General features: G+C 60.9%; 5 protein-coding genes. 2 read left to right on the plus strand and 3 right to left on the minus strand.

The window, feature by feature from the left end:
• Positions 1–481: 481 nt before the first annotated feature.
• From rpoC to metG, 3 genes are all read right to left on the minus strand, one after another.
• Positions 482–4,204, minus strand: coding sequence for a DNA-directed RNA polymerase subunit beta' (gene rpoC / locus KJS28_RS10780; protein WP_213540931.1), 3,723 nt, complete (start codon positions 4,202–4,204; stop codon positions 482–484).
• Between the two features lie 21 nt (positions 4,205–4,225).
• Positions 4,226–7,903 carry a DNA-directed RNA polymerase subunit beta gene (gene rpoB / locus KJS28_RS10785; RefSeq protein ID WP_213540933.1) on the minus strand — a complete coding sequence of 1,226 codons (3,678 nt, stop codon included), beginning with the start codon at positions 7,901–7,903 and terminating at the stop codon, positions 4,226–4,228.
• Between the two features lie 425 nt (positions 7,904–8,328).
• Positions 8,329–10,293: a methionine--tRNA ligase gene (gene metG / locus KJS28_RS10790; protein WP_213540935.1), complete on the minus strand. Its 1,965-nt coding sequence runs from the start codon at positions 10,291–10,293 to the stop codon at positions 8,329–8,331.
• A gap of 238 nt (positions 10,294–10,531) precedes the next feature.
• Here metG and KJS28_RS10795 point away from each other — a divergent pair, with 238 nt between their 5' ends.
• Positions 10,532–11,299 carry an exodeoxyribonuclease III gene (locus KJS28_RS10795; protein WP_213540936.1) on the plus strand — a complete coding sequence of 256 codons (768 nt, stop codon included), beginning with the start codon at positions 10,532–10,534 and terminating at the stop codon, positions 11,297–11,299.
• A 168-nt stretch (positions 11,300–11,467) separates the two neighbouring features.
• The gene (buk, locus tag KJS28_RS10800) at positions 11,468–12,535 is read left to right on the plus strand and encodes a butyrate kinase (protein WP_213540938.1); all 1,068 of its coding nucleotides are present in this window, start codon (positions 11,468–11,470) and stop codon (positions 12,533–12,535) included.
• Positions 12,536–12,589: the final 54 nt, after the last annotated feature.

The raw sequence follows: 12,589 nt of genomic DNA on the forward strand, positions 1-12,589 counted from the left end.
GCGAATGGAACGGTGAGCGCAGTACACAGATTGCAGAAGCGCGGAATAAGGGACAAAATTATCGTTTCCGCAAACTTCTTTCCTATCCTCACAAGGATTGGTTTGAGTGAGAGATTTCTGACTACTTTTCTGAAAGATGATATCAGAAGTACCCTTATGAAACAGGTTGGAAATCGGCATTTAACTGACCTATGAGCTGTACTTGTGCAAGGGCATGGACGCATCGTTGCCCATGATTTTTGCGTTGCTCACAGGGAAGCTAATTCCGGATTATCGACCTTAAATCGTACAAAATCCATCCTATCCATCTACCATCAACAAAGGCAACTGCAAAAGCAAAGGGGCATGTGCCTTAATGACACATACCCCTTTTGTCAGCAACCCTTGTCCGGCAACTGCCATAGTATTTGTTTCTCAAAACCTGTTTTATGGACAGCTACCCCAGGGAACGCTCTTTTCAGTACGTTATGATAGGGATCGCTTACTCCTCCGTCTCGTCGGCAGGTTCTTCCGCAGGCATGTTCTCCTCCATGGATACGCTGTCGGCAGCGCCCTCCTCAGGCACCAGCTCCTCAGCGAAGTGCCGATAGGCGTTCAGGCCGGCGCCGGCGGGGATCAGCTTACCGATGATGACGTTCTCCTTCAGGCCCACCAGATGGTCCACCTTGCCCTTGATGGCGGCCTCGGTCAGAACCTTGGTAGTCTCCTGGAAGGAGGCAGCGGACAGGAAGGAATCGGTGGCCAGAGATGCCTTGGTGATACCCATCAGCAGTTGGGTATAGGTGGCCTCCTGCAGCGGCTCACCGGTCTCGGCGTTGACCTCACCGGCGGCGATGCGGGCCCGCACCTTGGCGTTCTCGTCCTCCACCTCCAGCACGTCGGCCATGGCGCCGGACAGCAGGCCGGTGGCGTCATTGGCGTCCTCCACCCGGACCTTGCGCATCATCTGGCGGACAATGACCTCGATGTGCTTATCGTTGATGTCCACGCCCTGCTGACGGTACACCTTCAGGACCTCCTGAATGAGGTAGTTATGCACCGCCGAAGCGCCACGGATCCGCAGCACATCGTGGGGATTCAGTGCGCCGTCCTGCAGCTGGCGGCCCTTCTCGATGACCTCGCCGTCCCGCACCTGCAGACCGGTGTGGGGCATGGAGTAGGTCCGGGTATCGCCGTCGTCGGCGGTGACGATGATGTTCAGCAGGCTGCCCTTGGTGGCATCCTCGAAGCGGACCTTACCGGCGATCTCCGACAGGGTGGCCATCTTCTTGGGCTTGCGGGCCTCGAACAGCTCCTCCACTCGGGGAAGACCCTGGGTGATATCGCCGCCGGCCACGCCGCCGGTATGGAAGGTACGCATGGTCAGCTGGGTACCGGGCTCACCGATGGACTGTGCGGCGATGATGCCGACGGCCTCGCCGGGTCCCACCGGCTTGGAGGTGGCCAGGTTCATGCCGTAGCACTTGGCGCAGATACCGCTGTGGGCCTTGCAGGTCAGCACGGTGCGGATCTCGGCGGAGTGGATATCGAACTTCTCCATCAGGGCGGCGTCGTCCTCGGTCATCATGTGATCCTTGGAGATCAGCACCTCGTCGGTGCCGGGCTTCAGGATGTCCCGCACCGGGAAGCGGCCCTTGACACGCTCGGAGAACTTCTCGATGACCTGGCCGTTCTCGCTGATCTCGGACACCACGATGCCCTTGTCCACGCCGCAGTCATCCTCACGGATGATGACATCCTGGCACACGTCCACCATGCGGCGGGTCAGATAACCGGAGTCTGCGGTGCGCAGAGCCGTATCGGCCAGACCCTTACGGGCGCCACGGGAGGAGGTGAAGTAGTCCAGCACGGACATACCCTCACGGAAGTTTGCCTTGATGGGGATCTCGATGGTCTTACCGGCGGTGTTGGCCATCAGGCCACGCATACCGGTCAGCTGACGGATCTGCTTCATGGAGCCACGGGCGCCGGAGTCGGCCATCATGAAGATGGGATTATACTTATCCAGACTGGCGGTCAGTGCGTCGGTAACATCGTTGGTGGTCTTTTCCCACTCACGCACCACCAGCTTGTAGCGCTCCTCGTCGGTGATGAAGCCCATGTTGTACTGGTCCTCGATATCCACCACTCGCTGCTCCGTCTCGGCAATGAGGGAATACTTCTTCTCAGGCACCGTCATATCCGCAATGGAGATGGTGATGGAGCCACGGGTGGAGTACTTATAGCCGGTGGCCTTGATGTTGTCCAGCACCTCGGCGGCGATGGTAAAGCCATACTGCTTGATGGTGCGGTCCACGATCTTGCCCAGCAGCTTCTTGCCGCAGGTCTCGGTGATCTCATAGTCAAAGAACTTATCGGAGGGCGTACCGTCCTCGTTGAAGCGCTTGACAAAGCCCAGATCCTGGGGGATGTTGCGGTTGAAGATGATCCGGCCGGGAGTAGCCCGCACCACATGGCGCAGCGTCTCGTCGCCCAGTTTCTTCTCCACCCGCACCCACACGGGCTGGTGGATGCCGATGATGTGCTCGTTGTAGGCCATCAGCACCTCGTCCTCGTCCCGGTAGACGTTGAGGCGGTTCTGCTCCTTCTCCTCGTCGGTGAGCTCGTCGTAGCTCTTACCGGCCAGCGCAAAGTCGATGCCCTCGGGCCAGAACTCGTCATTAGTCATCTGGCACATACCGTTTTCAAACCGCTCGAAGGTCAGGTAGTAGGAGCCCAGCACCATATCCTGCGTAGGCACGGTGACGGGGCCGCCGTCCTGGGGACGCAGCAGGTTGTTGGCCGACAGCATCAGCAGACGAGCCTCGGCCTGAGCCTCGGCGGACAGGGGGACGTGGATCGCCATCTGGTCGCCGTCGAAGTCGGCGTTGAAGGCGGTGCAGTTCAGGGGGTGCAGCTTCAGAGCACGGCCTTCCACCAGCACCGGCTCGAAGGCCTGAATGCCCAGACGGTGCAGCGTAGGCGCACGGTTGAGCATCACGGGGTGATCCTTGATGATCTCGTCCAGAGCGTCCCACACCTCGGTGCGGCCCTTATCCACCATCTTCTTGGCGGACTTGATGTTGTTGGCGGAGCCGTCCTCCACCAGCTTCTTCATGATGAAGGGGCGGAACAGCTCCACGGCCATCTCCTTGGGCACACCGCACTGGTAGATCTTCAGCTCAGGGCCGACCACGATAACGCTTCGGCCGGAGTAGTCCACACGCTTGCCCAGCAAGTTCTGGCGGAAGCGGCCCTGCTTGCCCTTGAGCATATCGCTCAGAGACTTGAGGGCACGGTTATTGGCGCCGGTGACGGGACGGCCACGGCGGCCGTTGTCGATGAGGGCATCCACGGCCTCCTGCAGCATCCGCTTTTCGTTGCGGACGATGATATCGGGGGCGTTGAGCTCCATCAGGCGCTTGAGACGGTTATTGCGGTTGATGACCCGGCGATACAGGTCGTTGAGGTCAGAGGTAGCGAACCGGCCGCCGTCCAGCTGCACCATGGGGCGCAGCTCCGGGGGGATCACCGGCAGCACGTCGATGACCATCCACTCCGGCTTGTTGCCGGACAGGCGGAAGGCGTCCACCACCTCCAGCCGCTTCACCACACGGGCCTTCTTCTGGCCGGAGACGGTTTTCAGCTCGGCGTGGAGCTGCTGGCTCAGGCCCTCCAGATCCACCTGCTGCAAAAGCTTCTTCACGGCCTCGGCACCCATACCGGCATCGAAGTCATCCTCATACTTCTCCCGCATATCCCGGTATTCCTTCTCGGAGAGGATCTGGTTCTTCACCAGCGGCGTCTCGCCGGGATCGGTGACGATATAGGCGGCGAAGTACAGCACCTTCTCCAGAATGCGGGGGCTGATGTCCAGCAGCAGGCCCATCCGGGAGGGGATACCCTTGAAGTACCAGATATGGCTGACGGGGGTGGCCAGCTCGATGTGGCCCATGCGCTCACGGCGCACCTTGGCCCGTGTGACCTCCACGCCGCAGCGGTCGCAGATCTTGCCCTTATAGCGGATCTTCTTATACTTGCCGCAGTGGCACTCCCAGTCCTTGGTGGGCCCGAAGATGCGCTCACAGAACAGGCCGTCCCGCTCCGGCTTCAGGGTGCGGTAGTTGATGGTCTCCGGCTTCTTCACCTCGCCGTAGGACCACTCACGGATCATTTCCGGAGAAGCGATTCCGATTTTAATGGCGTCAAATGTTGCGTAACTCATAGTATGCTGCTCCTCCTGTCCTTAAAATTCTTCCCCGTCGCCGTCGTAGGAAGCGTCCACTTCCTCGTCGGCCACGTAGTCAAAGCCCGCATCCGCCAGCTCGTTGTCGTCGGCATAGCGGTTCTGGCGCTCGTCGTCGGCATCCATCCGGGCCAGATTGAAGGTATCCAGAGCGTCCTCGTCCTCCTTCAGCTCGATCTGGTTGCCGTCCTCGTCCAGCACCTGAATATCCAGGCACAGGGACTGCAGCTCCTTCACCAGCACCTTGAAGGACTCCGGCACGCCGGGGGTCGGCACGTTGTGGCCCTTGACGATGGCCTCATAGGTCCGGACACGGCCCGTCACATCGTCGGACTTGACGGTGAGGATCTCCTGCAGGGTGTAGCTGGCGCCGTAGGCCTCCAGCGCCCACACCTCCATCTCACCGAAGCGCTGGCCGCCGAACTGGGCCTTGCCGCCCAGGGGCTGCTGGGTCACCAGAGAGTAGGGGCCGGTGGAACGGGCGTGGATCTTATCATCCACCAGATGGTGCAGCTTCAGGAAGTACACATAGCCCACCGTGACCTTGTTGTCAAAGCGCTCGCCGGTGCGGCCGTCGTACAGCCAGCTCTTGCCCTCCGGGTCCAGACCCGCCAGCTGCAGGGCCTCGGAAATATCCTTATCGGTGGCGCCGTCGAAAATGGGGGTGGCCACCTTCCAGCCCAGCGTCTTGGCGGCATAGCCCAGATGGACCTCCAGCACCTGACCGATGTTCATACGGGAGGGAACGCCCAGAGGATTCAGCACGATATCCAGCGGCGTGCCGTCGGGCAGGAAGGGCATATCCTCCTGAGGCAGCACACGGGACACGACGCCCTTGTTGCCGTGACGGCCGGCCATCTTGTCGCCCACCTGGATCTTGCGGCGCTGAGCGATGTAGACACGGACCACCTGATTCACGCCCGGCCCCAGCTCGTCGCCGTTTTCACGGGTAAATACCTTGGCATCCACGATGATGCCGCTCTCGCCGTGAGGCACCTTCAGGGAGGTATCACGCACCTCACGGGCCTTCTCACCGAAGATGGCCCGCAGCAGGCGCTCCTCAGCGGTGAGGTCGGTCTCACCCTTGGGGGTGACCTTACCCACCAGAATGTCCCCGGCGTGGACCTCGGCGCCCACCCGGATGATGCCCCGCTCGTCCAGATCCTTCAGAGCATCCTCGCCCACGTTGGGGATGTCACGGGTGATCTCCTCAGGCCCCAGCTTGGTGTCACGGGCGTCGATCTCATATTCCTCGATATGAATGGAGGTATACACATCCTCCTTCACCAGCCGCTCGTTGAGCAGCACGGCGTCCTCGTAGTTGTAGCCTTCCCACGTCATGAAGCCCACCAGAATGTTGCGGCCCAGAGCGATCTCGCCCTCCTGCGTGGCAGGGCCGTCAGCCAGCACCGTGGGATCGTCGCCGCCGTGGACCCGCTCGCCCACGGAAACGATGGGCTTCTGGTTGATGCAGGTGCCGTGGTTGGAGCGCAGGAACTTGATGAGCTTATAGTCCTTGGTCTCGCCGGCGTCATACTTGACGGACACGTTGGTAGCGTCCACCTTGGTGACGATACCGTCGCCCTCGGCCAGCACCGCCACAGCGGAGTCCAGGCAGATCTTGTGCTCCATACCGGTGCCCACGATGGGGGCCTCCGGCCGCAGCAGAGGCACGGCCTGCCGCTGCATATTGGCACCCATCAGCGCACGGTTGGCGTCGTCGTTGGGCAGGAAGGGGATCATGGCCGTAGCGATGGACACCATCATACGGGGGGAGATGTCCATATAGTCCACGTACTCCGGCTCCACCTGAATGGTCTCGTCCTGATGGCGGCAGGTGATACGGGGCCCGATGAGGCAGCCGTTCTCGTCCACCGGCTCGGCGGCCTGGCAGACGATGTACTGATCCTCCACGTCGGCGGTCATATAGGTGATCTCGTCGGTGACACGGCCGGAGGGATGCTCTACCCGGCGGAAGGGGGCCTCGATAAAACCGTACTCGTTGACCCGTGCATAGGTGGCCAGATAGGAGATCAGGCCGATGTTGGGGCCTTCAGGCGTCTCGATGGGGCACATACGGCCATAGTGGCTGTAATGCACGTCACGGACCTCCATGTTGGCACGCTCACGGGACAGGCCGCCGGGGCCCAGAGCGGACAGACGCCGCTTGTGGGTCAGCTCCGCCAAGGGGTTGGTCTGATCCATGAACTGGCTCAGGGGGCTGGAGCCGAAGAACTCCTTGATGGCCGCCGTAACGGGCCGGATGTTGATGAGGCTCTGGGGCGTGACGATATCCAGATCCTGAATGGTCATGCGCTCCCGGATGACACGCTCCATGCGGCTAAAGCCGATGCGGAACTGGTTTTGCAGCAGCTCGCCCACGCAGCGCAGGCGGCGGTTGCCCAGATGGTCGATATCATCCTTGTTGACCAGTCCGTGGGCCAGAGCGTTCATATAGTTGATGGAGGCCAGAATGTCGTCCACGATGATGTGCTTGGGCACCAGATCGTCGGCGTGGAGCCTGCACTGCTCCATCAGCTCCTCGCCGCTGTACTGGCCCAGCAGCTCCTGCAGCACGTCGAAGCGCACCCGCTCCTTGATGCCGCAGCACTCCTTGGGATCGAAATCCACGTAGCGGCTCATGTCGCACATCCGGTTGGTGAACACCCGGATCACATCGCCGCTGTCCAGCTTCACGGAGACCTCCGCCACGCCGATGGCGTCCAGCTCCCGGCACTCTGCGCCGGTGAGGACGTGGCCCTCGTCGAAGAGGATCTCGCCGGTGGCGGGATCGGCCACAGGCATAGCCAGCTGCTGGCCCTTGGCCAGCGTCCACAGGGTCAGCTTCTTATTGAATTTATACCGGCCCACGATGCTCAGATCGTACCGCCGGGGATCGAAGAACAGGTTCTGCATCAGGGTCTCGGCGGAGTCCAGCGTGGGGGGCTCGCCGGGACGCAGCTTGCGGTAGATCTCCAGCATGGCGTCCTCATACGTCTTGCAGGCGTCCTTCTCCAGAGTCACCACGATGCGGGGATCGTCACCGAAGCGGTCCATGATCTCGCTGTCAGTCTTGAGGCCCAGCGCACGGATCAGGCAGGTGATGGGCAGCTTCCGGTTCTTATCGATGCGGACCCAGAACACCTCGCTGGTGTCGGTCTCGTACTCCAGCCATGCGCCACGGTAGGGAATGACGGTGGAGGTCAGCAGGGGCAGATCGGTCTTGAGGTCGATCTCCTTGCCGTAGTAGATGCCGGGGGAGCGGACGATCTGGCTGACCACCACACGCTCGGCGCCGTTGATGACAAAGGTGCCGGAGTGGGTCATCAGGGGGAAATCACCCATGAAGATCTCCTGCTCCTTGATTTCGCCCGTCTCCTTGTTCCGCAGCCGCACGCTGACCTTCATGGGGGCGGCATACGTGGCGTCACGGGCCTTGCACTCCTCCACGTCATACTTGGGCTTCTCGTCCATGCTGTAATCGATAAAGCTCAGCTCCAGATTACCGGCATAGTCCGTGATGGAGGCTACGTCCGCAAACACCTCCCGCAGGCCGGTGTCCAGAAACCACTTGTAGGATTTCTTCTGGATCTCCAGCAGGTCGGGCATCGCCATGACTTCCTCGTGTCTGGCAAAATTCTTTCGCAGGGTCTTGCCATAGTACTTGTCCTTGGCCATCTTCAACACTCACGCCTTTCTTTTAGCTTTTTAACATCCTCTTACACATCCACGCCGCCTGTCCCGGCCTCCGCAGGGGCCGTCTCCGGCACAGGCTCTCCCTCGCCGTGAGGGCGCCGCCTTCGTCGTGATACGCACGGGTCAGTTGTCCGTTTTCTGCCGTTCCCGCTTGTAATTTCCGCCGAAAGCTGGTATCATACACTTACGGATGAGATGGGAATATGGCCCCACTATCCGAATATAAGCGTCTTATTGTACCAAATGTGTCTGCGTTTGTCAACCCCTTCCGACCCGATTTTTCTTCGGGCCGGTTTTTTTGCTGCCGCAGACCGGAAAATGCCCCGCACAAGCACATATAAATAACAGGCGGGCAGCCCGATGGGCCGCCCGCCTGTTTGTTATTTATTATGATATCATATGGCGTCTCAGCACAGCTTGGCGCCGGCGGGGATAGCGTCGTCCAGCAGCAGCAGGTGCAGCTTCTCCTCCCCCCGCTCCTTGTGGACAGCGGAGATCAGCATCCCGCAGCTGGGGATGCCCATCATCTTCCGGGGCGGCAGGTTCAGAATGGCCACGGCGGTCTTACCAATGAGCTGCTCCGGCTCATAGTAGTGCCGGATGCCGGAGAGGATGACCCGATCCGTGCCGGAGCCGTCATCCAGCGTGAACTTCAGCAGCTTGTCGCTCTTTTTCACCGGCTCGCAGTTCTTGATCTTCACCGCCCGCAGATCGGACTTGCAGAAGGTGTCGAAGTCCACCTTCTCCTCCGTGTAGGGCTCCACCTCCAGCGCCGGCAGCGCCGCCTTGCGCTGCTGAGCCTCCAGCTCCTCCAGCTCTGCCAGCGCCTTTTCGGCGTCGATACGGGGGAACAGAGCCTCGCCCTTATGGACCGTGGCGTCCGGGCGCAGGGAGCCCCATACGTTGGCCTTCTCCCATGTCCGGCAGCCCTCACAGGCGCCGATCTGGTCGAAGATCTTCTCGGCGCTCTCCGGCATAAAGGGCGTCAGCAGCGTAGCGCAGATGCGGATGGTCTCCAGCAGATGATACATCACCGTAGCCAGCCGCACCCGGTTGGCGGGATCCTTGGCCAGCGCCCACGGGGCGTTCTCGTCGATATACTTGTTGGCCCGCTGGATGGTCTTGAACACCTGCTCCAGCGCATTCTGGAACTGGAAGCGCTCCATCTCCGCCTCATAGCGATCCCGGAGGGTAGAGGCCATGGCCCTCAGCTCCGTATCCGGCTCGCCCTCCTGCCGCTCCGTGGGCAGGGTGCCGCCGAAGTACTTCTCCACCATGGCGGTGGTGCGGCTCACCAGATTGCCCAGATCGTTAGCCAGATCGATGTTGATGGTCTGGATCAGCAGCTCATTGGAGAAATTGCCGTCGCTGCCGAAGGGGAAGGTCCGCAGCAGGAAGAACCGCAGGGCATCCACGCCGAACTTCTCCGCCAGCAGATAGGGATCCACCACATTGCCCTTGGACTTGGACATCTTGCCGCCGTCCAGCAGCAGCCAGCCGTGGCCGTAGACCTTCTTGGGCAGGGGCATCTCCATGCTCATGAGCATGGCCGGCCAGATGATGGAGTGGAAGCGCACGATCTCCTTGCCCACGAAGTGGACATCGGCGGGCCAGTACTTCTCGTAGTCGTCATACTTGTCATTCAGGAAGCCCAGCGCCGTGGTGTAGTTGAACAGAGCGTCCACCCACACATAGACCACGTGGCCGGGGTCGAAGTCCACCGGGATGCCCCAGGAGAAGCTGGTGCGGCTGACGCACAGATCCTCCAGACCGGGCTTGATGAAGTTGTTGACCATCTCGTTGACACGGCTCCGGGGCTCCAGAAAATCCGTGTCCTCCAGCAGATGGCGCACCCGGTCGGCGTACTTGCTCAGCCGGAAGAAGTAGGCCTCCTCCTCGGCATCTGTCACCTCACGGCCGCAGTCGGGGCATTTGCCGTCCACCAGCTGGCTCTCGGTCCAGAAGCTCTCGCAGGGCTTGCAGTACTTGCCCCGGTAGGTCCCCTTATAGATATCCCCCTTGTCATACATCCTCCGGAAGATCTTCTGGATGGAGGCCACATGATAGTCGTCGGTGGTGCGGATGAACCGGTCGTTGGAGATGTTCATCAGCTTCCATAGGTCGAGGATCCCTCTGGGGCCCTCCACGATCTCATCCAGAAACTCCTTGGGCGTCTTGCCTGCAGCCTTGGCCTTGTCCTCGATCTTCTGGCCATGCTCATCGGTGCCGGTGAGGAACATGACATCGCAGCCGGTGAGCCGCTTATAGCGGGCCATGGCGTCGGTGGCCACGGTGCAGTAGGTGTGTCCGATGTGGAGCTTGTCGGAGGGGTAGTAAATAGGGGTAGTGATATAGAACTTCTTCTTTTCCATGGGTGGATATCTCCTTTTCCGCCGTCCCGAATGGAAGGACGGCTTAAAATTGCAGGCATAGAACCGCCATCGTCCGGGCAAAGAAAAAGCGCCGCAGCGGCGCACGGAGCCACGGGCCGGGACGATAGACACGTTCAGTTTATCCCATGCCGCCCGGTCTGTCAACCGCTTTGTTGCTTTTCCCGCGGAAACACGGTATAATATCAGAAAATCCCGCCGAAAACAGGAGGAATCCCCCATGAAGCTGGTAAGCTGGAACGTCAATGGCCTGCGGTCGTGCCTGACCAAGGGCTTTCTGGAATATGTGAAAAACGAGGACCCGGACATTCTCTGCCTGCAGGAGACCAAGCTCCAGCCGGAGCAGGCGGTGTTCGATCTGGAGGGCTATCACCGCTACTTCCACTCCGCCGATAAAAAAGGCTACTCCGGCACGGCGGTGCTGACCAAGGAGGAGCCCCTGTCCGTCACCTACGGCTTCGGAGCGGATATCCACCGCCACGAGGGCCGGGTCATCACGGCGGAGTACCCGGACTTCTATCTGGTGTGCTGCTATACCCCCAACAGTCAGGACGGGCTGAAGCGGCTCCCCTACCGGATGCAGTGGGAGGACGATCTGCGGGCGTATCTTCTGGAGCTGGACGGGAAAAAGCCCGTGGTGTACTGCGGCGACCTGAACGTGGCCCATCAGGAGATGGACCTGAAAAATCCCAAGACCAACCGCCAAAACCCCGGCTTCTCCGACCAGGAGCGAGCGAAAATGACCCGGCTGCTGGAAAGCGGCTTTGCCGACACCTTCCGCACCCTGCACCCGGAGGAGGTCACCTACTCCTGGTGGAGCTACCGCTTCCATGCACGGGAGAAGAACGCCGGCTGGCGCATCGACTACTTCATCGTGTCCCGGCGGCTGCTGCCCCGTGTGACGGACGCCGCCATCCGCACGGAGGTCTACGGCAGCGACCACTGCCCCGTGGTCCTGCAGCTGGACACCTCCTCCGGGCAGGCGTAAGTGCCGCTCGGCCTCCCGCCTGTCAATGCAGGCAAAAAATAAACAGGATTTCCTGCAAAAAAGTGCTGCAAAATGGTGAAAAATGCCATTTACGGAGGTTTTGGCCGGTGTTATAATCGATTCGTTAAAAAAAGAGCAAACGATACACGCATACAGGAGGTATGTCTTATGTCTTACAGAATTCTGACCATCGATCCCGGCTCCACGTCCACCAAGATCGGCGTGTTTGACGACGAGAAGATGCTGTTTGAGGAGAACCTGCACCACTCTGCCGAGGAGCTGGCCCAGTTCGAAACCATTCCCCAGCAGGAGGCCTTCCGCCGCCGGCTGGTCCTGAAGGCGCTGGAGGAGCACCGTATCCCGCTGGAGAGCCTCAGCGCCGTGTGCGGCCGGGGCGGCGTTCTCAAGCCTGTCCACGGCGGTACTTACCTCACCACCGATGCCATGATCGACACCCTGAAAAAGGGTCCCTACGGCCACCATGCCAGCAATCTGGGCGGCCTGCTGGCCCGTGAGATCGGTTCGGCGCTGCACATCCCCTCCTACATCGTGGATCCCCCCGTGGTGGATGAGCTGGCGCCTCTGGCCCGCTACTCCGGCCACCCCCTCATCACCCGCCGCAGCATTTTCCATGCCCTGAACCAGAAGGCCGTGGCCAAGCGCTACGCCAAGGAGATCGGCAAGCCCTATGAGTCCCTGAACCTCATCGTCTGCCACATGGGCGGCGGCGTGTCCGTGGGCGCTCACGTCAAGGGCGAGGTGGTGGACACCGGCAATGCTCTGGAGGGCGAGGGTCCCTTCTCCCCGGAGCGGTCCGGGACACTGCCCAGCGGCGCACTGGTGGATCTGTGCTTCAGCGGCAAGTATACCCAGCAGGAGATTCGCCGCATGATCACCGGCAACGGCGGTCTGCTGGCCTACACCGGCTCCACGGATATGCAGGAGCTGATGCGCCGGGCCGCCACCGACGCCAAGGTGCGGGAGGTCATCGGCGCCTTCCACTACCGGGTCGCCAAGGAGATCGGTGCTATGGCCGCCGCCATGAAAGGGCAGGTGGATCAGATCATCCTTACCGGCGGCATTGCCCACGGTCAGGAGACAGTGGACGCCCTGAAGGGCTACGTCAGCTGGATCGCACCGGTGACGGTGTACCCCGGCGAGGGCGAGCTGCTGGCGCTGGCAGAGGGCGCTCTGCGGGTGCTGCGAGGCGAGGAGACCGCCAAAATCTACGAATAAGCCTTCTCATTCCGGACACGGGGTCTGCGGCGCTGCCGCAGACCCCGTGTTTTT

It is taken from the genome of Vescimonas coprocola (assembly GCF_018408575.1).
Taxonomy (GTDB): domain Bacteria; phylum Bacillota; class Clostridia; order Oscillospirales; family Oscillospiraceae; genus Vescimonas; species Vescimonas coprocola.